This is a genomic window from Pedobacter sp. AC163 (assembly GCF_979258665.1).
The window spans coordinates 3335370-3361531 of the sequence record NZ_OZ409872.1 but is presented as its reverse complement, the minus strand read 5'-3'; the positions used below and the strand labels follow the sequence as shown (position 1 = coordinate 3361531).

Annotated in this window: 18 protein-coding genes; 4 read left to right on the top strand and 14 right to left on the bottom strand. The window is 38.4% G+C overall.

Annotated features, from left to right (window positions below; all coding sequences use genetic code 11):
• Positions 1-12: 12 nt before the first annotated feature.
• Positions 13-1638 carry an NADP-dependent glyceraldehyde-3-phosphate dehydrogenase gene (locus ACZZZK_RS14505; RefSeq protein WP_463484761.1) on the top strand — a complete coding sequence of 542 codons (1626 nt, stop codon included), beginning with the start codon at positions 13-15 and terminating at the stop codon, positions 1636-1638.
• A 925-nt stretch (positions 1639-2563) separates the two neighbouring features.
• Here the strand turns inward: ACZZZK_RS14505 and ACZZZK_RS14500 are convergent.
• The 5 genes from ACZZZK_RS14500 to ACZZZK_RS14480 all read right to left on the bottom strand — a co-directional run bounded on the left by ACZZZK_RS14500 (position 2564) and on the right by ACZZZK_RS14480 (position 10982).
• Positions 2564-3307: a rhamnogalacturonan acetylesterase gene (locus ACZZZK_RS14500; RefSeq protein WP_463484760.1), complete on the bottom strand. Its 744-nt coding sequence runs from the start codon at positions 3305-3307 to the stop codon at positions 2564-2566.
• Complete coding sequence (locus ACZZZK_RS14495; protein WP_463484759.1) at positions 3307-4329, bottom strand: pectinesterase family protein; 1023 nt, start codon at positions 4327-4329, stop codon at positions 3307-3309. Before ACZZZK_RS14495 ends, ACZZZK_RS14500 begins: the two co-directional genes overlap by 1 nt.
• 79 nt (positions 4330-4408) lie before the next feature.
• Positions 4409-5974 (bottom strand): DUF4957 domain-containing protein, encoded by a 1566-nt coding sequence (locus ACZZZK_RS14490; protein WP_463484758.1) that lies wholly within the window; start codon positions 5972-5974, stop codon positions 4409-4411.
• 11 nt (positions 5975-5985) lie between these two features.
• Positions 5986-7782, bottom strand: a complete 1797-nt coding sequence (locus ACZZZK_RS14485) for a RagB/SusD family nutrient uptake outer membrane protein (protein ID WP_463484757.1) — start codon at positions 7780-7782, stop codon at positions 5986-5988.
• 11 nt (positions 7783-7793) lie between these two features.
• Complete coding sequence (locus ACZZZK_RS14480; protein WP_463484756.1) at positions 7794-10982, bottom strand: SusC/RagA family TonB-linked outer membrane protein; 3189 nt, start codon at positions 10980-10982, stop codon at positions 7794-7796.
• Between the two features lie 265 nt (positions 10983-11247).
• Between ACZZZK_RS14480 and ACZZZK_RS14475 the strand changes: the two genes are divergently transcribed.
• Together ACZZZK_RS14475 and ACZZZK_RS14470 are read left to right on the top strand one after the other, a co-directional pair.
• Positions 11248-12282, top strand: a complete 1035-nt coding sequence (locus ACZZZK_RS14475; protein WP_056848099.1) for a LacI family DNA-binding transcriptional regulator — start codon at positions 11248-11250, stop codon at positions 12280-12282.
• A gap of 149 nt (positions 12283-12431) precedes the next feature.
• Entirely contained in the window at positions 12432-13616 is a 1185-nt protein-coding gene (locus tag ACZZZK_RS14470; RefSeq protein WP_463484755.1) for a class I SAM-dependent rRNA methyltransferase, read from the top strand.
• Positions 13617-13994: 378 nt separating this feature from the next.
• On the opposite strand, the gene ACZZZK_RS14465 is transcribed toward ACZZZK_RS14470, so the two are convergent.
• Both ACZZZK_RS14465 and ACZZZK_RS14460 read right to left on the bottom strand, forming a co-directional pair.
• Positions 13995-14246: a DUF6814 family protein gene (locus tag ACZZZK_RS14465; RefSeq protein ID WP_463484754.1), complete on the bottom strand. Its 252-nt coding sequence runs from the start codon at positions 14244-14246 to the stop codon at positions 13995-13997.
• Between the two features lie 11 nt (positions 14247-14257).
• Positions 14258-15781, bottom strand: coding sequence for an MFS transporter (locus ACZZZK_RS14460; RefSeq protein ID WP_463484753.1), 1524 nt, complete (start codon positions 15779-15781; stop codon positions 14258-14260).
• Positions 15782-15919: 138 nt separating this feature from the next.
• Between ACZZZK_RS14460 and ACZZZK_RS14455 the strand changes: the two genes are divergently transcribed.
• Positions 15920-16810 (top strand): bestrophin family protein, encoded by an 891-nt coding sequence (locus tag ACZZZK_RS14455; protein ID WP_463484752.1) that lies wholly within the window; start codon positions 15920-15922, stop codon positions 16808-16810.
• Here ACZZZK_RS14455 and ACZZZK_RS14450 read toward each other — a convergent pair.
• From ACZZZK_RS14450 to carB, 7 genes are all read right to left on the bottom strand, one after another.
• Positions 16807-17412 carry a Pr6Pr family membrane protein gene (locus ACZZZK_RS14450; protein WP_463484751.1) on the bottom strand — a complete coding sequence of 202 codons (606 nt, stop codon included), beginning with the start codon at positions 17410-17412 and terminating at the stop codon, positions 16807-16809. The two genes, ACZZZK_RS14455 and ACZZZK_RS14450, sit on opposite strands and share 4 nt — an antisense overlap.
• Positions 17413-17522: 110 nt before the next feature.
• Positions 17523-18065 (bottom strand): peroxiredoxin family protein, encoded by a 543-nt coding sequence (locus tag ACZZZK_RS14445; protein WP_463484750.1) that lies wholly within the window; start codon positions 18063-18065, stop codon positions 17523-17525.
• Between the two features lie 158 nt (positions 18066-18223).
• The gene (locus ACZZZK_RS14440; RefSeq protein WP_463484749.1) at positions 18224-19510 is read right to left on the bottom strand and encodes a hypothetical protein; all 1287 of its coding nucleotides are present in this window, start codon (positions 19508-19510) and stop codon (positions 18224-18226) included.
• A gap of 161 nt (positions 19511-19671) precedes the next feature.
• Positions 19672-20217 carry a hypothetical protein gene (locus tag ACZZZK_RS14435; protein ID WP_235527247.1) on the bottom strand — a complete coding sequence of 182 codons (546 nt, stop codon included), beginning with the start codon at positions 20215-20217 and terminating at the stop codon, positions 19672-19674.
• Positions 20210-20767 carry an RNA polymerase sigma factor gene (locus ACZZZK_RS14430; RefSeq protein ID WP_082454863.1) on the bottom strand — a complete coding sequence of 186 codons (558 nt, stop codon included), beginning with the start codon at positions 20765-20767 and terminating at the stop codon, positions 20210-20212. The genes ACZZZK_RS14435 and ACZZZK_RS14430 overlap by 8 nt, the downstream gene beginning before the upstream one ends.
• Before the next feature lie 150 nt (positions 20768-20917).
• On the bottom strand, positions 20918-23113 hold the full coding sequence (locus ACZZZK_RS14425) for a S41 family peptidase (RefSeq protein ID WP_463484748.1): 2196 nt from the start codon (positions 23111-23113) through the stop codon (positions 20918-20920).
• 125 nt (positions 23114-23238) lie between these two features.
• Positions 23239-26076, bottom strand: coding sequence for a carbamoyl-phosphate synthase large subunit (gene carB / locus ACZZZK_RS14420; protein WP_463484747.1), 2838 nt, complete (start codon positions 26074-26076; stop codon positions 23239-23241).
• Positions 26077-26162: the final 86 nt, after the last annotated feature.

The following is a 26162-nucleotide window of genomic DNA, read 5'->3' as shown; positions in this document are numbered from 1 at the left end:
ACCAAACCAACATTGAGCACCACGCTAAACCTCGAAAGTATTTTCGTTGAAGAGAGCCAAATTCCAGATGAATTTAGGCTCAAAGAAGAAATCAATCAAAAAGAGTTTCTATCTAATGGAGAAATGAAACCCTGGAACGGACCTTTTAACGAGGTTTTTTCTCCTGTTTGCATCAAAACTCCCGAAGGATACAAAAGAAAGCGCATCGGAAGTTTTCCAGTATGTACGGAAAAAGAATCTACTGAGGCTTTAGATGCAGCCGTAGCAGCTTACGATAATGGTCGCGGGCAATGGCCAACCATGAGCGTAGCTGATCGCATTAGCTGTGTAGAAAACTTTACGCACAAAATGCTGGAGCAAAAGGAAATTGTAGCTAAGCTGATTATGTGGGAAATCGGTAAGTCTTACGCCGATTCTATCAAAGAATTCGATCGCACGGTTGAATATATTTACGCAACCATCGATGCCTTGAAAGATATCGACAGGCAGTCTTCACGTTTCGAAATTGAGCAGGGAATTGTAGCGCAGGTACGTCGTTCGCCGCTGGGCGTTGTATTGTGTATGGGGCCATTTAATTATCCTTTAAATGAAACTTTTACCACTTTAATTCCGGCCCTGATTATGGGCAATACGCTTTTATTCAAACCACCTAAACACGGAACATTATTGCATTATCCATTGCTTGAAGCTTTCCGTTCAAGCTTTCCAAAAGGAGTTGTAAATACCATTTACGGTCGCGGAAATACCATTGTACCAGGTTTAATGAAATCAGGGAAAATCAATGTATTAACTTTGATCGGTTCGAGCAAGGTGGCAAACGAGCTTAAGAAGTTGCACCCCAAAGTAAATCGTTTAAGGGCTATTTTAGGCTTAGATGCTAAAAATGCAGCCATCATTACTAAAGATGCTGATCTGGATCTGGCGGTTTCTGAAACCGTTTTAGGATCGCTTTCCTTCAACGGCCAGCGTTGTACGGCTTTGAAAATTATCTACGTTCACCGCAGTCTTGCACAAGAATTTTTAAAACGCCTTTCTGCTGAAGTAGAAAAACTAAAGTTCGGAATGCCTTGGGAAAAGGGCGTAAACTTAACACCGCTACCTGAATTAAATAAACCTGAATATTTAAAAGACTGCATTGATGATGCCATTGCCCATGGCGCTAAAGTGGTAAACAAAAATGGCGGTCAAACTTTTGAAACGTTCGTTTATCCTGCCATTGTGTATCCGGTAAATAGCAACATGAAACTGTATCGAGAAGAGCAGTTTGGACCAATTGTTCCTGTTGTTCCTTTTGATGATTTGGAAGAACCTATTGAATATTTAATCGGCTCGCCTCACGGACAGCAAGTAAGTATTTTTAGCAGCAATGCAAATGTTATTTCTTCACTAATTGATCCTTTAGTTAATCAGGTAAGCCGGGTAAACATCAACTGCCAATGCCAACGTGGGCCAGATGTATTTCCTTTTACAGGTCGAAAAGATAGTGCCGAAGGAACACTTTCTGTTGTGGATGCTTTACGTTCTTTTTCTATCCGCTCATTGGTGGCCACCAAATTTACCGATGACAACAAAAAACTACTAAATGAAATTGTGAATGGAAATGATTCTAACTTCTTAAGTACGAAGTATATTTTTTAGCAGATAATTAATAAAAAGTTAGCCGCAGATTCACAGATTAGTCTTGGAATTTGCGGCTTTTTTGGCGTAAATAATAAATGATCAACTTGATATGAATAGTCATCATGCTGAATTTATTTCAACACCTTTCATGATATTAACACTAAAAAAACCTCATTCGTCCCGTAGGGACGTATCCTCGGTAGAAAAAAAAATAATAATTTCAATTTCGTTCCGTAGGAACGTTTCATGATCTTCTTTTTGAATTAATTAACACCCGTTAATCGCCCTATTTGTGACGTTGTTTTCTTCATGATACGTTCCTACGGAACGATGACATAACGTTTATCATGTTCTACCGATGAATCGTTCCTACGGAACGAAATTTATACGGGCGGCGATTGGGTGTTTGGTATCTGAAAAGAATATTAAACATGTTAATAAGGCCCTGAAATAAATTCTGGGTGACGATTGGTTATAGAATGTGCTCTTAAGCCTTAAAAGGTATATTCTACATCTAAGCTAATAACCTAACAATATCTTTCGTTGGAAATTTACTTCAACACCTTTCATGATATCTTAACACTAGAAAAACCTTCATTCGTTCCGTAGGAACGTATCCTCGGTAGAAAAAATAATAATTTCAATTTCGCTCCGTAGGAACGTTTTATGATCTTCTTTTTGAATTAATTAACACCCATTAATCGCCCTATTCGTTACATCGTTTTCTTCATGAAACGTTCCTACGGAACGATGGCATAACGTTTATCATGTTCTACCAATGAAACGTTCCTACGGAACGAAATTTATACGGGTGGCAATCAGAGGTTTGGTATCTGAAAAGAATATTAAACATGTTAATAAGGTCCTGAAATAAATTCTGGGTAACGACTGGGTTAAAGATATTAGCAAAGTAATCTCACTCGCAAATGGCTACAGCAACCCTTTATTTCAATTTCTTCACCAAACTCAATTTGTTTTCTTTAATTCCCTGCACTACCAGACCAGCTATTTGTTGTGCACCATCTGGACTTAAATGTGTATCATCTTTTTTCCCTTTGGGGTAATTTACATATCCGGAATCAACATGCAGAAACAATTTTATAGATGCCTGATCACCTAATTTGTTCAATAACTTTTCTGTTTTAGCCAGCATATCAATCAGCGGAACCTTTAAAGAATCCGCAACCAATCTTGTAATTTTTGGATAATCGCCATGCGAATCTACGAGAACGCCATCCTTAAAACTTCTCCTCGAAATTGGTGTAAGCAATACGGGAATGGCCTTTTTACTTCTAGTTTCATTAACATAATTAACAAGGTTGATTTTGAAATCAGCTAAGGAAACACCAACCGTTGGCTTATCAATTTTTTCATCATTGTGCCCAAACTCAATAAATACATAATCGCCCGCTTTCAAATTATCCAAAACCGGTTGCCAACGCTTTTCAGCACGGAAAGATTTAGTACTTCTACCATTTGAAGCCCTGTTGTCTACTTTTACTTCCTCCTTAAAGAAAGGCTGCAATTCCATGCCCCAACCCGTTTCCGGGAACTTATCTGCTGCTTTATTTGCCGCAGTAGAATCGCCAATAATATATAGAACTATTTGTTTCTGTTGAGATTTGAAAGCAAATAATAGCACAAGAAGGGCCATGCCAAAGCCGGCATAAAATTTTGGTTTATTCATTATAAATTCGTTAAAGGATTCCAGTGATCAAATCCGCTGAGGATATTTTTAAGAGTGTATTTTTTAGCTTCTTTATCTGATAATTGTTTAGTCCATGGAAGTCGGGTTGATGGCGAAGCGCCCAAACCTACGCTTTGATATTCTGCATAAAGTGTGGTTTGTTCCTTATCGGGAAACATTTTGTCACCTTTCCAGGGATTCCATCCGGCAGGTAAAATATGTTTTCCTAATTCGCAGTGAATGAAAACCGTTTTGGCATATGGCCGCCATGGGCGTCCTAAATAAGCTTTGGAGACGGAAGAATCAGCAATGATTTTGCAATTCAAAAACACAAAACCGAAAGTTTGATTTCGTGAGGTTGAGGCCGCTGTAATGTAAGAATCGCTTAAATTTTTGATGGTACAATTCTGAAAAACTACGGTCGATTTCCCGAAAATAAAATCAGTTGTTCCTTCGATAAAGCAATCCTGGTAAAACTGGCGACTACTTTCTGTTGCCGCATACAACATATCCTGATTGCCTGAAATGTTACAGTTCTTCGCTATAAAACGGTCGCCTTCTACATGTAATGCCACCGCCTGCCCAACACGACCAGCAGCGTTTACAATGCTTAGGTTTTCCAACGAAACATCATTGCCCTGAACTAAAATCGTGTAAGAAGTATAAGTAGACATTTTCTCCAAACCAAATGCATCTTTGCCTACAGAAACCGGTTTCCCTGAGTAATCACTGTTGGTGATGATGGTATGTTCTTTACTTTCTCCTATCAGTTTCAGGTTTATCTTCCAGGAAGGAATAACGATTTTTTCCTGATAGGTACCATCTTTAATTTTGATGATTAGCTGTTTTTCTCCTAAATCACGAATGGAATTGATGGCTTCCTGAATGGTTTTGTAGTTTCCAGTTCCATTTTGAGCAACCGTAATTTCTGCAGGGTATTTAGGATCCTGAGCATTTGCCTGAATGAAAGTAAATGCTAGAAAAAGAATAATGCAGTATTTAAAAAATGTGGGCTGACTCATGCTATAAATTTAAACGCTAGAATTTAAATTCCAATAAAAAAGGGCAGATAAAATCTGCCCTTGAATATAAATAGGGATATTAATTTCTCCACCTCGGATCTCCGACCCCATTAGTTCTCAAATCTGATTGGCTAATGGTAAAGTTACCTGCAGCTGCATTGGTAAATCCAGGATTTAAGGTAGTAAAGGTTCCTGTATCGTACTTCGCACCCGATGTTGCACTACCAGCCATATAGGTTGGTGCGTTGAAATAATTGTTTGCAATAAAGTTTGCTGGCACAATAATAGTTGAAGCCTGGTTGGTTAAAATACCTCCAGAATTGGCTATAATATTTTTAGAAGAATAAATTTCATGCTTAGCCAAACGAACATAAAATAATCTATTTGCAGCACCGTTGCAAACTCCATTTAATGTGTTTGTGGCCACAGTAATAATTGAGGCAAATGCTGGGAAGTTCGTAGAACCTGTTGGATCCATCCTGAAGAAATCTCTAGCGAGAACAGAATTATAAACCGTATTATTTGAGAAGTTTAGTGTTTTGGCCAAGCCAGTTCTAAAATCGATAAAATCACCTCCATTACATTCAATATTGCTGATTAAATTTCCTTTGATCGTTACTGATTCAATTAGCGCTTTAACATTTACATAAATAAATCCTTTCACGTAGTTTTTGATATTACTATTTTCAATCGAGAGGTTTCCGTAAGCAGCATCAGATGCATCGGTATAAACAATGGTTTGATTACCATCCAATGCACCTGTTCCATCAATATCCAGGTCTTTTAACGATAAGCCTGCGTTAGCCTTCATTCTAAATACAGCTCCTTTTATAATTGGCTTATCTGAAGGTTTTGCCCCTTTTATCGAGATCGTTTTTGTGATCAACAAATCTGCATTGATATTGTAAGTACCTGGAAAAAGGGCAAAAACATCACCAGCATTTGCGTTAGCAATTAAGGTAGTCAAGTTATCTGTAGGTGTTACGGCAATTGCTCCACCTAAATCAAGAGGAGTTGCAAAAGTAATGGTTCCACGAACTTTCGCACCGTTAAGCAGTTTTGCCGTGTATAAAGTTTCGCCTGTTAAACCGGTAACTACGGCTTCGCCTGCAGCAACTTCGGCGGCAGTAATGGTGCGGGTAATGTTGCCTGGAGTTAAGGTAATGGTAGTAGCTGCTTGCCCGGCGGGCCAGTTTAGCGCTACAGAAGTGGCCGTTAATTTAGCCGTATTTACATTCTGAAAAATTTGTTCTGCATCGGTTTTAGCAGTAGCCGTAACATATTTTGAATCTGTTACCCCTTCGCCAACCGCCTTTACACGGATGGAATATTGCGTATCGCCAGCCAAACCTGTCAAGGTATACGGCACTTGCAGAAATGTAATGTTATCAACTGTTTTTGTTGGCGTTCCTGAGAAATCAGCAGTTTCAAAAACTTCAATTGTATAAGTTTTTGCATTATTAACTGCCTTCCAGGTTAATCTAACGCCAGTTTTATCTACAATGGTAGCAGTTAAGCCTGTTGGCGAAAATGCCCTGTCTACTTGCAGTTTTGTAATTTCTTCTGTTACATCATCTTTACAACCCAATAAACTAATTGAGGTCAATACACAGAAAACGATGGTATATAGTTTATTTCTATTCATAACCTTGTTCATTATAAGTTCAAGTTTTTGTTGTTCAACAATCCGTTAGATGAGTCTAAGAAAACCTGCCATATCGGCCAAACCTGTTGTGCGTTTGGATCTTTAACAGCTAGCGCATCCCAATAAGTAGAAGCATCGCCTGTAGCCACCATCGTCCAGGCTTTATTAGCAGTATAACCTAAAGCCACACCCTGAGCATCGGTATCGCCAAAATTTAAACCATAAATCTCGACAGTTTCTCCATTGGCAGCTGTTTTATAATATATTTTTAACGGAAGTGCTGCATATTTACCTTGTCTGTTTTCTAATTGTTGCAACTTCGTTTTTGCTTCAGCGATTTTTGTGTTCAGCAAATTCCAGCGAATCAAATCACCTTTCCTCAACATTTCGCCTGTAAATTCCAATGCTCTTTCGTTTACAATGGCATCAAAAAATGTTTGCTTAGATGCCGTTGCAGACGCCATAAATGAAGTTACTTTTGCTGCATTGCCAGGGAAAGCACGATCGCGGATCATTTTTAGATATGGAGCTGCAGCAGCTGGCCCGTCCAACTCATTGATGGATTCAGCGGCCATTAAAACTACATCGGCATAACGCATATACATCCAATTCAAGCCGTCATCGTTGGTTGAGGTCACGCGTCTTTTCATCCATTCGTAACGGTACTTACCAAAATATAAACGGCCTAAACTCGAGGGAACCTGATATCCGCCTGTATCACCAGTGCCACCATCCCATTCGTAAGGTACAACGGTAACATCTCTTCTAACATCACCTGTTTCATACTCGTAAAGCATAATTGGGTTAGGTCCGTTGGTGCCACCTTTATTCTGACCGGTGTATTTATCTGTTTTTAAATGCTTCACTCCCAAATCAAAAATCACGCGGCCTCTACCTTCACTAAAAGGAATCTCCCAAATAGATTCTAATCCTGCTGCACCGGCCTCTTCATTAAGTTTTCTAAAAACTTCCTCGAAACCCAATAAGCGAAGTTTGCCACTATTAATAATATCTACACATTCTTTTTTAGCAATGGCATACATTTTATCTTTCGATAAATCGGCATCGGTACTTAAACGAACTGTACCATCCAAGCGTTGTGCATAACCACCTGCAGCCAAGGCCAAACGTGCTCTTAAACCTTTTGCAAAAGCCTTGCTTACACGCTCTACTTTAGCAGTTGTAGCATTTTCATTTGGCCATGGCAGATAACCTGCTGCTTCATCCAAATCTTTCAAAAGTTGTTTATAAATCACATCTCTATCATTTCTGGCCAGATAAGTTGTAGCTGTTGTAATCGGTTCGAAACGGGCAGGAACATCGCCCCAACCTTTAATTAAATCATTATATAAAACGGCACGAAGCGTTAATATCTCGCCTAGGATTTGTGCCATTTGAGGACTACTTGAAATGTTACCATAAGTTCGGATACCTCTAATTGCTAAGTTTGCTCGTTCAATGCCTTCATAAAACTTCGCCCAGGCATTGTTATCCGTATTCATCTGCCCGTTATTTACGTTCGCATTGTAATTTGAAAGCCGCGACTTATCATCAGCCGTTGCTTTTAAACCATTATTTACTTCAGTATCATTGTTGATGCCATAGAACACTAAAAAACGACCGCGATAAGAATTGGTTTCGCCAAAAGATTGGATAATTCCAGCAACCGCTCCTTCTGCTAAACCTGGCGTAGAAAAAATTACTGATTCATCCAAAGATGATTTAGTTGGTGCTTCCAGCGTCTTTTTACAACTATTTAAGGTAGTTATCCCTGCAATGAAAAACAGGATATATATAATCTTTTTCATATTCTTAAAAATTAGAAATTAACATTTAAACCAAATACAAACGACTGGCTTTTAGGGTAAGCCGAGTAATCTACTCCCGGCGTAAGGTTGGTTCTACGGCGGGTAGAAACCTCTGGATCGAAACCTGTGTAATTTGTTAACAACCAAAGGTTATAGGCCGAAGCATAAACCCTTAATTTTTTCATTTTCAGCTTTTCAGATATTCTTGATGGCAAAGTATAACCCAATGTTAATGTAGATAAACGCAAGAAAGATCCATCTTCTACAGCCCAATCACTTAAAACGAAAGTTTTCATATATGGCGACCATAAAGTAGTATTTGCATTCATCGCTGTAAGTTCAGCAGGATCGTTACTGATGGTTCCATCAGCACGAAGATTATTCCAGCGGCTACCGCTTTCCATAATGGAAATCATATTTCTGGAACTGTATTTACTGGTTGATGTATACTCAATTTTATTGGCATTGTAAATATCATTACCATAGCTCCAATTGAAGTAAGCACCAATATCAAAGCCATAAATTCTGGAATTAACTGAAAAACCTCCGGTATTTAACGGGTTTGCATTTCCAATAACCGTTCTGTCTGAAAGATCTATTTTGCCATCGCCGGAAAGGTCTTCAATTTTCATTGTACCCGGACGAATCGTTCCTAAAAATTCCTTGCCATCAACTACGCCTGGTTTTAAGGTCCAGGCACCAGTGGTTGCATTGTATCCAGAGAAATCAGAAACTTCATATCTTCCTGCATTGCGATAGCCATAAATTCTTCCAACTGATGATCCTTCTTCTACTAAATAATCGACATTAATTTCTGTTGATGCCCAATTGGATGTACCGTTGATGTTTTTAATTGCCCCCAATGAGATGATTTTGTTTCTGTTGAAGTTGATGTTGGCACTGAAACTCAAATCAAAATTTGTTTTTTTAATGGCATTCCAGTTCAATGAAAACTCCAGTCCTTTGTTTTGTGTTTCGCCAATATTGCGATATTGAAAATCGTAACCAGTACCGGCAACCGGAAATTGAAGTAATAAATCTTTCGTACGGTTTAAGTAGGCATCAATGGTACCGGTAAGTTGATAATTGAATAATGAAAAATCCAATCCGATATTTTTAGTTACCGTAGTTTCCCATTTCAAATCGGGGTTAGCCATGGTTTTTGATGCTGCCCAGTAGTTATTAAAGCCATTAACCCATGTGGTTACAGAGTTTTGGAAAGTCTGGTTCATTTGGCCGGGAGGAATATTATTGTTACCAGCCGTACCATAACTTGCTCTTAGTTTCAAATCTGTTAACCATGCTTTGGTTCCTTTCATAAAGTCTTCTTGCGAAACTCTCCAGGCACCAGAAACTGAAGGAAAATATCCCCATTGATTTTCTGGCGAAAATTTAGATGAACCATCTGCTCTGAACGTAGCGCTTAACAAGTATTTACCTTGAAAATCATAGTTTGCCCTTCCAAAAAATGAAAGTAACTTATCATCTGGAGAAAAGTTATTGTCAATTGAGTTGGCTTTTCCTTGCGTTGATAATACTCTTGCTTCCTGGAAACCAAAAGATTTTGGAAATCCATGCACCACATTGGTTAAAACACCCAATTCTGTTTTAATAAATTCCTGGCCCAATAACATATTCAGGTTATGATCTTTACCTAATATTTTACTGAAATTATAATTTAAGGTATTGGTGTTTCTGATGCTGTTTCTATTGGTATTGGTAAATATAATTGCCGGAAGATTCTGGTTCTCCGCGGACGGCACATTTCTAACGTAATAAGTTGTGGTGCCATAAAAGCGATCCATATCGTTTCTAAAACCATCATAACCTACTTCAGACCTCAATCTTAAATTTTCGATGATATCATAACTAATCGCCCCATTAATGTTGTAGGTTTTACGATGTACATACTGATCATTATCAGAAATAGAAATCAATGGATTGTAGAGATTAAATTCATCGTCCGTTTCGGTAGTAGTGGTTAATCCCGGTACTGGAAATGATGGATAAAGCATGGCATTTTTTAAACGGGAATCGGCAGAAGAAACCTCATTTTGTTCATTTGCACCACCACCTTTCGTTTTAGCATCTGCGTATCTCAAACCGAAATCAAGCGTTAAGCCTTTGTATAATTTGTGATTTAATTTGAAGTTGATGTTCTGTCTTTCGAAATCTGAAAGTTGCATAATGGCTTTGTCTTTCACAAAGCTATGACTTAAGCTGTACTTCGTTTTTTCACCACCGCCGCTAATGTTTAGGTTTTGGTTAAACGTAGTTCCAGTACGACCGAAAATGATTTCCTGCCAATCGTTAGCGGGTACATTTCTATACAAATCAATATCTTGATAGTTGCCAAAATATTGCGTGTAATCATTTGGTGTCTTGTCTAAAAGCGCCCTTTCATATTGCCAAGTAACATAGTCAATTGGTGGTAACACATCCAGTTTATTGGCCAACTGCTTAACGCCGGTAAAAACGTTGTAGCTTACCGATGTTTTGCCATCTTTACTATTTTTCGTAGTAACCAAAATTACCCCGTTTGCACCTCTCGATCCATAAATGGCGGTAGATGATGCGTCTTTTAATACGTCAATAGTCTCGATATCTTGCGGCGCTATATCAGCGATCGAAGCTACCGGGAAACCATCAACAATATAAAGTGGAGAATTATCACCAGTGATTGAACCGCCACCGCGAACACGAACCACTAAATCTGCATCGGGCGAACCTTCAGTAGTGGCAATGTTAATGCCGGCTACCCTACCTTGGATGGCTTCTAATGCAGAAGAAACGGGCGCCGCAGCAATCACATCTGCACCAACAGAAGAAACCGCTCCGGTTAAATCTTTCTTCCTAACCACACCATAACCAATATTAACGGTTACTTCTTGCAGTGTATTGGCATCTTCTTCTAAAGTGATATCCAATTTGCTTTGTTCAGCAAGTGTGATGGTTCGGGTTTTATACCCAATGTAAGTAAACGTAAGCACACCGCCCTTTTGAGGCACGGTAACTTTAAATACGCCATTTGCATCGGTACTGCCACCGGTTTTCGAATCTTTTACAGTTACACTAACGCCCACTAATGGTTGTCCGTCTGCCTTGTCTTTAACCGTTCCCGTAAACTGCTTGGTTTGTGCCCTGGCTACAGAAAACGCAAAAATAGATAGAAATGATAAAACGAGTAGAAATTTGCTCATAATTATTAAATTTTATTGAATATTTAATTGCTAAAGAATTGGGTAATTCATTGCAGAAAGAATATAATTCTATTGCAGCATGTTTTTGTTGGTTAATATTTGGTTAGATTGATGTAACAATTTTACAAACTTAAAATGGTTAGAAATCAGATTTAACCAAAAAAGTGTGCAAACGTTCCCAAAAACGTCTTTTTAACGCTTATTAATATAGCTTTCAAGAATGCCATAAAATATATTTTTTGTAACTTGTACGCATTGCCATAAAATGAGATTTGAAACTTCAACCATAAAAGACATTGCCAAGGCGCTCGGACTATCAACCTCGACGGTTTCCAGAGCTTTGCGAGATCGTTATGAGATTAGTGAAGAAACCAAAAAGCTTGTTTTAGCTTATGCGGAAAAGGTAAATTATCGGGCCAATCCGATAGCCCTAAGTTTAAAGGAAAGGCGAAGTTATTCCATCGGCATTATTGTGAGTGAGATTGCCAACAACTTCTTTTCACAGGTAATAAACGGTATAGAATCCATCGCCTATGATCGCGGCTACCACGTAATTATTTCTCAAAGTCACGAGTCGCACAAGCAGGAAAAACTTAACGTGGAGCATCTTGCATCAAGATCGATTGATGGTTTGCTCATCGCACTTTCTTCCGAAACACAAGACATCACGTATCTCCGGAATTTATATTCAAAAGGACTGCCGATCGTTTTTTTCGATCGCGTACCGGAAGATTTTGACACACACAAAGTGATTGCCAACAACTTCAAAGGTTCTTTTGACGCTACTGAACACCTGATTTTATCGGGGAAGAGAACGATTGCACATTTAACGAATTCTGAGAATTTATCCATCACCAAAGAGCGTTTAAAAGGCTATCAGGCGGCTTTGGCAAAATATCATATCGAATTTAAACCTGAATTAGTAAAATATTGCCAGCACGGAGGAATGCATTCTGCAGAACTGGAGCAAGCAGTAAAAGAACTTTTGCCTTATAAACCTGATGGTATTTTTATTTCCAGCGATAGACTAACCACCGGTTGTATCATGGCTTTGAAAAAAACCAATCCAGAGGTTGCCCATAAAATTGCCATTGCCGGTTTTACCAACTCCAACCTGGTCGAATTATTTTCTCCATCCCTAACATCGGTAAAACAGCCCGCTTTTGAAATGGGGCAAGTAGCTACAGAACTTTTAATTTCGATGATTGAGGCCAAGAGGGAAATTACTGAATTTGAGACTAAAATTCTTGACACTGAACTGGTAAGAATGCAGAAAAACATCGGAAACAGATTTTTGTAAAGCGGATTGCGTTGGGCGTCTTGCGGTAAGCGATTCCAAAGTTCAATTTTTCCGGCCACACAACTTAGAGGCTTGAGTAATTCACGAATCGAGACTTATGACTCACGACACCGAACTCCCAACTCCAAACTAATTATTACCTTTGCTGCATGGTAGAAATCGTATTAAAAAAGGGGAAAGAAAAAGCTGCACTACAAAGACATCCATGGGTATTTTCGGGCGCACTTGAAAAAGTAAAAGGAAAGCCTGAAAATGGAGAAGTGGTTAAAGTTTCCGCCTTTGATCATGAATTTCTAGCCTATGGCTATTTCAACAGTAATTCTAGAGTTGCCGTTCGTTTATTAGAATGGGATGAAACACAAATCATCGACAAAAAATGGTACGAAAAACGTTTAAAGCAGGCCATTGCTTCCCGTCAATCTATCCTTAACGAGGAAACCAATACCTGCCGTTTAGTATTCAGCGAAGCTGATTTCCTACCGGGTTTGATTGTCGATAAATATGCTGATTTTCTCTCTCTACAAATTTTAAGTTCCGGAATCGAGAGCGTTAAAAATGATATAGTAGAAATTTTAAAAGCGGAACTTCAACCCAAAGGAATTTTTGATAAAAGCGATGCTACTGCCCGTACTCATGAGGGTCTACCAGTTGAAAACGGCTTGCTTTGGGGTGAAAATCCGCCAGAGTTTTTAGAAGTTAAAGAGAACGGTATTGCTTATCATATCAACATCGCCGAAGGTCAAAAATCTGGCTTTTATTGCGATCAACGCGATAACAGAAAAATACTAGCCAGTTATACCAAGGGCAAAAAAGTATTGGATTGTTTTAGTTATAGTGGCGGTTTCAGTTTAAATAGTTTAGCAAATGAGGCAGCCAGTATTACCAGTGTAGACAGTTCTGGCTTAGCCATAGAAACCCTTAAACAAAATGTAGCGCTTAACAAATTTGATCCGGCTAAAGTTACAGCCATCCAATCTGATGTAAATAAACAGTTGAGAGTTTTTAAAGAGTCGGGCGAATTATTCGATGTAATTGTACTCGATCCACCAAAATATGCACCATCTCGTTCAGCCTTGGATAGAGCGGCAAGAGCCTACAAAGATTTGAATAGATTAGGTATGCTTTTGCTGGAGAAGGGCGGTTTACTGGCGACTTTCTCTTGTTCTGGCGCCGTAGATATCGAAACTTTCAAACAAATTATTGCCTGGGCAGCGCTTGATGCAGGTAAAGAAGTTCAAATCATTAAACAGTTTTGTCAACCTGAAGATCACCCGGTTAGAATTTCTTTTTCTGAAGGAGAATATTTGAAAGGTTTGTTGTTACGGGTTTTATAAACAATTATTAGCCACTGAAACACAGAAATGACGGAGCTTGAATGTTACTTTTCCGTGTTAATCCGTGTTTCCGTGGCAAAATTTATGCCTGCGCTCGTTTTTAATGAACGCAAAATAGTATAGCGATTGCATCGCGTAAAATTCTTAAAAACAGCTATTAATACGCTCGTTAGAAACGAGCGTGGGACTGAACTTTAAAAAAGTTATTAGCCACTGAAACACAGAAATCACGGAGCTTGAACGTTATTTACGCCTGCGCTCGTTTCTAACGAGCGCAAAATAGTTTAGCGATTCTATCGCGTAAAGTCCAAGAATAAAACAGCTATTAACACACTCGTTAGAAACGAGCGTGGGGATGATTATTAAAACAGCAAAATGCTAAATATCTTCCGAACTTTCCGGCAAACGATCGTATTCGCCCTTCCATGCATAAAACCCGAAAATCATCAAACCCAAACTAATCGGCAGGAAGATAAAAAGAATAATTCCCCATTGCAACATGGTATTTGTTCGTTCAATATCAGTATGGGTTAAGCCCACTTTTTCTACCGCCTGAATAAACAAAAAAGTCATCGCAACCGGCCCTAAAATCATCCATACTAAACCTAAAAATTTCTTTAACGCATTCATTTGTAAAATATTTAATCGTTAATACTTTCGTCCTTTTTGTTTGATAGATAAATGGTTCCTATGATCAAGCTTAATGTCGCAATTCCGATGGGATACCATAAACCAGATAATGGCGTTGAACCCGCAAAACTGGCAATTAAAGTAGCAATAAAAGGTACTAATCCGCCGAAAACACCATTGCCAATGTGGTATGGAAGCGACATAGAGGTGTAGCGGATTTTTGTTGGGAAAAGCTCCACTAAAAATGCAGCAATTGGACCATAAACCATGGTTACCAGTAAAATCTGAAAGAAAATCAGGCCTACAAATTTCCAAAAAACGGGTGTTGGCAGCACTTTATCTTTTACCATTTCGCCTCCCGAAATGATGCCTCGCTGACTCGATACCGTATCCGTTTTTACCACGTTAAAGCTGGCACCATTTTTCAACCTTACCTGAGTAGCCGAAGTTCTTAAGCTATCAGTGCTGTTGCCAATTAACAAGGCGCTTGAAGGGAGCGCTTTTGAGGTTAAAATATCGCTTTGTTCTACCTTGCTAAAATCAGTATCATCTAAAAATGTTTGATAAATTGGGCGATAGAAGATGATGCCCAAAAGCATTCCACTCAACATAATCCACTTCCTGCCAACTTTATCGCTCCATGCTCCGAATATTACAAAAAAAGGTGTCGCAAAAGCAATTCCCCAAAGTAAAATATAGCGTGAATCGTTGAAATCGAGCTTACAGGTATTTTCTAAAAAAGATTGTGCATAAAACTGACCTGTATACCAAATTACACCTTGCCCCATAGTGGCACCAAAAAGGGCAAGCAGCACCATTTTAAAATTGGCTTTGTTATTAAAGCTTTCTTTCAAAGGATTTTTAGAGATGTTGCCTTCCGCCTTCAGCTTAGAGAACATCGGCGATTCGTGCATCTTCATCCGGATATAGATAGACACTACAACCAATAAAATAGAAAGCAGGAATGGGATTCTCCAGCCCCAGTCGCCAAAAGTTTCGGCGCCCAAAATGTTCTTGGTAATCACAATAACGCCGAGCGACAAAAACAGCCCTAATGTAGCAGTAGTTTGAATCCAGCTGGTAAAAAATCCGCGTTTATCTTTTGGTGCATGTTCTGCCACATAGGTTGCTGCACCACCATATTCGCCACCGAGCGCTAAACCTTGAATTAAGCGTAAAATCAGCACTAAAATAGGCGCTGCATAGCCGATGCTTTTGTAAGACGGTATTAAACCAATAAAAAAAGTAGATCCGCCCATTAATACAAGGGTTAACAGGAACGTATATTTTCGGCCAATTAAATCGCCCAGGCGACCAAAAACCAATGCCCCAAATGGGCGAACGATAAAACCAGCCGCAAAAATGGCAAGAGTATTAATCAAGGCTGAAGCGCCTGCATCTTCTGGAAAAAGTTGATGACCAATAATAACAGCTAAGCTGCCGAAAATATAAAAGTCGTACCATTCGATTAGTGTGCCGAGTGATGAGGCACCGATTACTTTAAAGATATTGTTCTTTGGTAAAGTTTCGCTCATGAGATGTTGGGAATATTTGGTTTCCCAATATAAACATTTGCATGACAATCGGCAACCTGCGCTCTTTGTAACTATATTTGTTACACAAGCAAACATTTCAGCATTTGTTTTGTATTTTCAATCTCCATTAAACATGATATGCTTTTAATACAAAACATTAGACTAAGTAGAATTTTAAGAAACACCTGGCATGTTGATCTGATCATGATCGCTTCCTGCACCGCAGCATACTTCGTTAGAGAATATTTGATTGCCCACCATTTTGTCATCCCCACCATTATCCCAACTGTTTTGGGTACAGCGATAGCATTTTTTATCGGTTTTAATAATAACCAGGCTTACGACAGGTGGTGGGAAGCCCGCAAAATTTGGGGTGCCTTGGTAAATGATTCACGATCTTTTACAAGGGCTTTGCTTAATTATGTTGATGAAGACCCGGCTACCGCAAAGCGGATGATTTGTAGGCATATTGCATTTTTATATGCTTTAAAGGCTAGCCTGAGAGGCACCGTTGATGAGATATACATCAAGTATCTACCCGAAGAAGATCTGAAGGAAATTGAAAAGCATAACAATACGCACAATGCAATTCTAAATATTCAATCACGAGACCTGCAAAAGTTATCGAAAGGAAACCATATTGATGGGTTTAGATTTATTGAGATTAATGAAATGTTAGTGCGTTTCTCGGATTCGATGGGCATGAGCGAAAGGATAAAAAATACCATTTTCCCAACTACCTATTCCTATTTAACAAAGGTTTTTATTTGGTTATTCGTGGTTACTTTTACTTTGGTGATCAGTCAGGATGCAGGACCGGCATCAATCTTTTTAGGCTGGTTGATTGGTTTTGTGTTTGTATCCACTCAAATCAATGGGATGAGCCTGGTTGATCCGTTTGAGAATAATTCTGCAGGAATTCCATTAAATCAGATTACCAGAACAATTGAAATTAACCTGCTGCAAATGATGGAGGAGAATGAAATTCCAGAGCCTATTAAACCAATTAATGAAGAATATGTACTTTAGCTTTTAGCTAGCTTTTTCCCTATCCAAATTAACAATAGGGAGAGTATCCAAAAAAGAAACAGGCAGCCAAAGGCATTCAGTAGCGCTTTTGGATAGCCCAAATCAACCACATTAATAAATGGGTAAGGATATTGGTTGATTAAATATCCACGGATTACAATAAATATAATGTAGGCTAGTGGATAAAGCAACCAACTGAAAGCATCTCTATATTGCAGCGTTTGCTTGTTGACGAATAACATCCAAAATCCTAGAAATATTAGTGGATTAACAACATGGAGCAATTCGTCAGCAACCCTGGCCCATCCCACAGGGCGAAGTAAACCGCGTAACAACACGTTGTATATAATGCCTACTACAACAATGTAAACCGTTATTGCTGTTTGTGTTGATGGCCTGGAAAAGAAAACTCCTAATTTAGTCTTGCTAAACAGAATTATTGTAGTAAAGCAAATGGCCACAATAATATTTGTAGTGATGGTAAAAAAGGATAAGTATAATTTAGTAGTTGATAGAAAATCATAGTCAGCAGCTTTTAAACTTACTATAAATTGTAAAATTAAAGCAAACCAGACCACGGCGGCGCCGAATGCTAAATACATTTTAATAGCAGGAGATGACTTCATATTAGGGATGTGCTGATGGTTATGCAAGGTAAGTATTTACCCTCAATGCTTAGTAATAAGGAACATCGAATTTAAGTCATGACCGATTATTTACCCAGTGCTTGTAGCAGCCTCTCTTCAAATAGAATTGATCTTTCTTTGAATTCTTGATCAAGAAAAGAGATGTTGGCCATTGCGGAGATGATTTTACCGTTTTTATCCACAAGAATATTTGAAGGAAAGCCGTGGTTAATATTAAGCTTTGCGATGTCAGCCTTGCTTAAACTTACAATTTCGTATTGATAATTGTTCTTCGTTTGAAAACGTTTGGCTGTGAGTGGGACATCGTGAGTGATGCCTATAAAACGAACGCCTTTTTTAGCATATTTCTCCACTAATTTATTCAGTTCTGGCATCTCTGCAATACACGGCGGGCAGTTTTCAAACCAGAAGTTAATCACCACAATTTGATTGTTCAAACTTGTTTTTGAAAACATTTTCCGATTTGTTGTCAAGCCTTTGAAATAGGGTAAATCTTTTCCTATCAATTCTTCGAAAAAAGTTTCCTGAGTAGCCCATTTCACTGGGGTCTCTTGTGCTTTGGTGGTGAAGCCAAGAAGGAGAATAAAACAAAAAAAATAGGCTTTCATAAGCAGCAAAGATAAGCCAAATACGCCAATGCAACATTAAACAAAAAAGTCTTACCGAATTTCCAGCAAGACTCTTAGTTTGTTTGGTGATTATTTTGTTTTCAAAGATTTCTCGGCTTAGCCCAAATGGCGATTATTGCAATTCAGGCCTGTAAAAACTATTTGAAAGTAATTGAACCGTACTCAGTTTTAACGTTAACATTTGCTCCACCGCCGCTGCCGATTTTGCCTGCATATTTTCTGGTTTCGTCATCTTTACTCACTAAACTGGAACTAACATTAGCGCCATATTTAAAGCCAGAGTATGAAGTTGAAACATTGAAATTTCCATTAAATCGATCGGCGAAACCAAGTCCTACCGAAACATATTCGCCCCCGAAAGTGAAGCTTTTGCAGGCTGGAGTAATTTCGTTTACGTTTAACCTGTTATAATCCATATTGATATTGGCATCGCCATTAAGCGTACCCAAATTTACGTTTGAATATTCTGCATTAACGGCTATTTTACCCGCTGCCGCAATATTTAAATCGCCATAGGCCTGCTTAACTACGGTATTTCCTTTTACAGTGTTGATGTTTACTTTAGCATATTCGGCACTTAACAACAGGTTGCCGCCAATGTTACCTACTGTTAAACCTTTACCATACTGAACTTTGATATCTGCCGATCTTCTGATGGTGTTGATATTTACCCCAACGTACTCTGCATCTAACTCTAAAGTTCCTACAGCACCGATCGTTACCGGGCCGTTGTATTCATGTTTAACTACAGCAGCATTCATATCCTGAATATCGCACTTGCCGTACTGAACATTAATGTAATTGTTGCTGTTACTTAAATTTCCTGCCACCAAGTTTCCATATTGTACTTTTAATGAGGTTGGTCCAGAGAAATTCCCTACCTCAACATTACCATATTGCTGCAAAACAGATAGCGGGTTTGAGGCTGGCATGTATACCACATAATTAATTTTTACTTCTCGTCGCCAGGTAGTTATCCCATTTCTGACACCTCTTCCCCAACGGCCACTTCTATCAGCCAAATTGGTTTTTATCGAAACTACATCACCACTTTTAGTAGCATCAATATTAACCGCATCCAGCAATTTCTGCACATCATTATCCGAATTGCTAAACGCTTTAATGTCTATATCTACTTTAACTTCTTTCCTATCCCAGGTTTTTACCACGATAGAGCCGTACTGATTGTTCAAGTTTACTTTATCGCTATTGTCAACGCTAAAGCTTTTTGAAAAACTTTTCGACCGTTCGGCATCCGCACCCGATTGAACATCGGCGCTCACAGTTACATTGTTGTTAAGAGATACCGAAGTTTTATTCACTGCGTAGGTATTGTTTGATGTTGATACCACTACAGTCTGTTGCGCATTCGCTTTTCCGGCAATGAAAGCCACTAAGGCTAAGAATATTTTAATTGTTTTCATGTTGTTAATTGTTAAACATCTATTTGGCTCCACCTGCCGACCGGTTTTGCTTTGAAATGTTGTGAGCGTATTATCTTGTACTTAGTACTTGGTATAAAGTAGCTAGATTGGGTTCCAAAACTTTACACTTTCTACTTTAAACTTATTACTTTAAACTTCTTCTAAATCTGATTTACTTTTTTATAATCGTCTACCTGATTGATAATTAGCAATTGTTGTTTTAAAAGTTGTAGTTGTATTTCGCGGTTTTTAACCATTGCTTTAACTACGAAAGTTTGGTTCGGCGACGTTGGAAGCTCCAATCTTAATCGTTCATATTCTTCATCTAACTTGGCCAAATCAGCAGTAAATTTTTTATAAAGCTCTGGGTTTGCCGAAGCGAAAATGGCCAGGCTATCTCTTTTCTCGGTGATTAATCCCGTAAAATGAACTTCTTTCTGTGCATAAGCTTCGTTAACATCCGCGATTTCTAAATCTTTGTTTTGCAACCTTCCGGCGTACAACCAAACTAAACCGAAAACCACTACCAAACTTGCGGCTACACTCATCCATAAGTATAACTTTACCGGCTTTTTTTTATCTTGTTTTACCTGATTTTGTTTTGAATCTAACTCTAGCTCTATTTTGGCCCAAAGCCCCACTGGCGGCTCCATTACATCAAAAGCCTTTCGATTTTCTTTAACAAAAGTTTCTAATCTGTTATTCATCTCTCATCCCTTTCTGTTCTAAAATACTTTTTAACTTTTTCTTCGCCCTCATGTATTGTGTGCGACTTGTGTTTTCACTTATTTTTAAAATATGTGCTATTTCTTCGTGGTCGTAACCTTCTAATAAATACAAACTTAATACCACTCTATAACCATCCGGAAGTTCTGAAATGGCATTCCTAACCTCCTCGGCCTGCAATTTAACTTCATATTCATCTGCAGAAATTTCATCAGGTATTTCTGATAACTCTTCCGTTCCAACAAATTCAAATTTACGCTTGCGCAAATAGTTGATAGATTTGTTGATTACAATCTGCTTTAGCCAAAGTCCGAAAGTAGTTTCCTGTCTAAAATCTACAATCCTGGTAAATGCATCTAAAAACGATTCTTGTAAAACATCTTCAGCTTCTTCTTCATAATTCAGGATTCGTAACGCCACATTATACATCGCCTTTGCATACAGTTTGTACAAATCAAACTGCGCTGCCCGGCTGCCCTGCATGCATGCTTTAACTAGCTCTAGGTTTTTATCTACGTAAACGGTTTCCAAAATTTTGAATATTCTGATTATAAGACAGGCGGGATTTTAAAACGTTGCATCAAGGTATAAAAAAAATTGAACAGCCTCCTTACTTTGAGGAGGATAAGGAAACTCAACTTTGTATAGATAGGTGCAGAACCAGGAGAAAAGCAGAAATAATTATTTATATGCGGTGGCTAATCTAATGGCTTCTTCAAGAATTTCATCTTTTCCTTCCTGTATGCCCTTAATCGTATTCTTCACCATCACATCAGGAACTACACCGTTTAAATGGTGTTTGCTCCCATCAGGGTTTTTAACAAGCATACCCGAATAAACAAAGCGATATCCACCTGGCATCGAGATTAAATTTATATTGCCATTTGTACCAGAACTTGGCTGCCCCACAATTGTTGCTACTTTAAATTGCTTATAAGCAGATAAAAAGCTTTCAGTAGCGCTTTGACCGGTAGCATCAGCCAACAGGAATATTTTTGCTTTTACTATAGGCAAAGCAGGTTCAATAGTATAAGACCCTATAGCATATGATACTTTCTGATAATCTGGATATAATATTTGAGGTGTAAACATTCCACTATTTGAGGTTAGCTTTTTATCCGTTAAATGCGATAAAAATGTTTCTGTATCTTCATTCAAATAACCTCTCATGTCAACAATTACGGATTTTGCTTTCAAAATTTCAGCCATGTGTACCTCAGTTGTTGTTTTATTTAAATTAATATAGAAGATATCCTTCGATATCCATTCACTCTTCCCTCTATTATTTCGATCAGAGCCAGAGGTATATTCACTGTATGGGTAGGTTCTAGAAATATCGATCGAAATATTTTGGTTTGTTCTTTTCAAATTCAAATGAACAACTTCATCCTTTTTACCTTTTGTAAGAGCAACTGTACTTTTGGCGAGCTTCCATTGTGCCGAACCCGAAAAAAGCGAATCGGTAGATCGAAGAATATCGAATGGTTTTTTACCGTTAATTCGAATAAGCTCGTCACCTGCTTTAACCTGATCAATCAATCCAGAGTCAAGTATTCTTTTTACAACTATCTTTCCCTCTGCAACATCAAAAAGCAGTGGTAATGTAGCAATGTCTTTATTAGAGTCGCCATTCAAATCTACAAACATATGACCATCGTTGAGGGAATTTGCAATCCACTTTAATGTTTTCAAAAAATCTTGATCTGTTTTATCAGAGAAAGCCCTTAATATACTTTTACTCCAAATTTCATCGGCACTCAATGAAGCATCATCCCAATAAGGATAAGAATGTTTTAAGGCATTATATAGAATGATAAGATCCGCTAATCTAATTTTTAAATCTGCGCCACTGATTTTAAATTCGCCCTGATCATCTTTCGGCCACGAATCATAAGCAAGTTTGATGAGTTCAGCCACTCGACTTTCATTCACTATAGGGTAGGTATGCTTTTCATTTCCGTACAAGGCCAAAGGAACAATGCATTTTATCCCAGGCACTAAGGTTTGTGTTATAATCTCACCAATTTTAAGCTCTTCTTCGAAAAATTTTTCATCGCCCTGAGGTTTAAAAATTCGAATAATTCTTCTATCGATTTTCGAATCCAATTGGTTTAACGCCACCATTTTTTTAACCAGTGGGATAATTGGTCCTTTATCCTCATTTATAACATTTAAACTGATGTTGTCAAAATTCAAAGATCCGGAGCCAAAATTAGTTTCTATGGCAATGGTAAATAATTCTAATTCAGGGTCAAAAATTCCTTCGAAAATATACTTCTTTTCGCTACTTGAAACAACAGAATCTTTAACAAAGTTGAGTTTACCCATATAAGGCTTTAAAACCAAATCCTTAACGTCTGATTTGACAGTAATATTTAAGATAAATTTTTTGCCCTTATATGCTACTACACTAATTGGTGAGATTATGGCAAATGCTCTTTGGTTAATTCTTTCTTCTGATACAGGATTAAACCTATTGATACGGATGCTATTGTAAATATTAGTGAAATAAGGAAGCTTTAAACCAACATGTTGCCAATAAATAGGAGTATATCCAACTAAGGTTGGAGGTGTTATTTGGCTTACATCAAATTTCAGATTTTCTTTTACAGAAATTTTTATGGTTGGCGCAAGCGGAAGAAACAATTCATTTAATGTGTTAACTAATTCTTGATCATTTTTAACCTGAAGCATTTTTTGACTTCCATAAATAGCAAAACTTTGCCATTCAATTTTCGAAGCTTCATCTGAAGGATGGAAATATTGAATATAGCCATATAGCTTATTAAATGCGGTTAAATTGCGGATTTGCTGCTGAGTTTGTGTAAACCCTGTCAGAGAAGTAATAGTTAGGAAGATTGTAAACAGGAACCGCATTGGCTGATGATTGATTAAAAACAGCTTAAGATAACGACTAATCCTTTTTGAAATTTAGTTTTAACAAACATTAACATCATTTCTGATCAACCAAAAAGGGCGATGTTTCCATCGCCCTTTTGCTATTATTTACTCAAATACATTGATTTATCTTTGTAAAGCTTGCGGAAGTAAGGATCTTCCAAATCTTTAATGAAACGGATCGCTTCACCCGTAGATTTCATTTCCGGACCTAACTCTTTCGTCACCTCAGGGAATTTCTCGTAAGAGAAAACCGGCTCTTTAATTGCATAACCTTTAAGTTTACGCTCGATAGTGAAATCTTTCAATTTCGCCACACCTAACATAATTTTAGCTGCAATATTAATGTAAGGAACGTCGTAAGCTTTAGCGATGAAAGGAACTGTACGCGAAGCTCTAGGATTTGCTTCGATCACATAAACTTTCTCATCTTTAATGGCGAACTGAATGTTTAACAATCCACGAACATCTAAAGCTTTCGCTATTTTGATCGAGTATTCTTCCATCGATTTAGTCACGGATTCAGGTAAGCTGAAAGTTGGCAACACAGCGAATGAATCTCCCGAGTGGATACCTGCAGGCTCAATGTGTTCCATCATCCCTACAATGTGAACATCATCTCCATCAGAAATCGAATCTGATTCTGCTTCTTCTGCTCTATCTAAAAAGTGATCGATTAATACACGGTTACCCGGTAAATCGCCCAATAATTTTACCACTGCTTTTTCAAGGTCTTCATCATTGATCACGATGCTCATACCTTGTCCACCCAAAACATAACTCGGACGAACCAGAACCGGGTAGCCCACTTCGTTTGCTACAACGATGGCTTCCTCAGCATTTTCTGCTACACCGTATTTAGGATAAGGAATATCTAGTTCTTTTAACAAGTCGGAGAAACGTCCACGATCTTCGGCGATATCCATGTTCTCAAAAGAGGTTCCAATGATTTTGATACCTTTTTCAGTTAGTTTTTCAGCCATTTTCAAAGCGGTTTGTCCACCTAACTGAACGATAACACCCTCTGGTTTTTCTAGTTCGATAATCTCGCGAACATGTTCCCAGAAAACCGGCTCGAAGTATAATTTATCGGCCATGTTAAAATCTGTAGAAACCGTTTCAGGGTTACAATTAACCATGATGGCTTCAAAACCTGATTCTTTAGCTGCTAATAAACCGTGTACACAAGAGTAATCGAACTCAATACCCTGGCCAATACGATTTGGACCTGAGCCTAATACGATTACTTTTTTGCGATCGGATGAAATAGACTCATTTTCTTCATCGAAAGATGAATAATAATATGGCGTTTTTGCCGGGAATTCTGCCGCACAAGTATCCACCATTTTATATACTCTATTTATGCCCAAAGCTTTACGTCGGTCGTAAACTTCATCTTCAGTAACGTTGCCCAGTAACCATGCAATCTGAATATCAGAGAAGCCTTTGGTTTTAAGCGTGAAGAAGAAATCTTGAGGGATATTGTTTAGCGAGTAACGTTTCAATTCAACTTCTAAAGCAACAAGCTCCTGAATTTGATTTAAGAACCACTTATCAATTTTTGTTACCTTACGGATGGATTCCAAAGGCACGCCCATTGTCATGGCATCTTTTATTAAGAATAAACGGTTCCATGAGGCATGCTCCAAACCGTCCATAATTTCGTTAATGTTGCGGTTCTGGCGACCATCGGCACCTAAACCTGCACGGCCAATCTCTAAACTCTGACAAGCTTTTTGTAGAGCTTCGATGAAGGTACGGCCGATAGCCATTACCTCACCAACAGATTTCATTTGTAAACCTAATTCTTTGTTAGCGCCTTTAAACTTGTCGAAATTCCAACGAGGGATTTTAACAATTACGTAATCTAAAGTAGGTTCGAAATAAGCTGAAGTTGTTTTTGTAATCTGATTTTCGATTTCATCCAAGTTGTAACCGATGGCTAATTTGGCTGCAATTTTAGCGATTGGATAACCAGTGGCCTTACTTGCTAACGCTGATGAACGTGAAACACGAGGGTTAATCTCGATGGCAATAATATCATCATTTGCAGGATTAACCGAGAACTGAACATTACAACCGCCGGCAAAAGTTCCGATGGCTCTCATCATTTTAATCGCCTGGTTACGCATATCCTGGTAACAACGATCAGATAATGTCATGGCTGGCGCAACCGTAATAGAGTCGCCAGTATGAATCCCCATTGGGTCGAAGTTCTCAATCGAACAAATGATAATTACATTATCGTTGCTATCTCTAAGTAACTCTAATTCGTATTCTTTCCAACCTAAAACGGCTTGTTCTACTAAAACTTCGTGAGTTGGCGAGGCCTCTAAACCGCGTTTAAGTGCGGCATCAAATTCTTCTTTTTTGTGCACAAAACCACCACCAGAACCACCCAAGGTGTATGATGGGCGGATTACCAATGGAAAACCGATTTCCTGAGCCGCTTCTTTACCTTCTAAAAATGAATTGGCAATTTTAGATGGCGCTACCCCTACACCTATATCAACCATTAACTGGCGGAAGGCTTCACGATTTTCTGTTTTTTCGATGGCTGCTACATCAACACCGATCACTTTAACACCATATTTTTCCCAAACACCCCGCTCAGAAGCTTCTACGCATAAGTTCAACGCAGTTTGACCGCCCATAGTTGGCAATACTGCATCAATTCTTGGTAAATCTGGCGAATCAATGTGTTCTTGAAGAATAACTTCAATTGAATCAACAGATAAAGGGCGAAGATAAACGTGGTCGCCGATAACTTTATCCGTCATGATAGTTGCCGGATTTGAGTTGATAATCGAAACGGTGATTCCTTCTTCTTTCAAAGAAAGTGCCGCTTGAGAACCCGAGTAATCAAATTCACAGGCCTGGCCAATAATAATTGGTCCCGATCCGATAATTAATACTGAGCTTATGGAAGTGTCTTTAGGCATGATAAAGTTTAATACAATAATTAAAATTCTAAAGTTTTTTAACCTGTTAAGGCTGAAGAAGCAAGGAGGTGTTTTGCTTTTGAGGA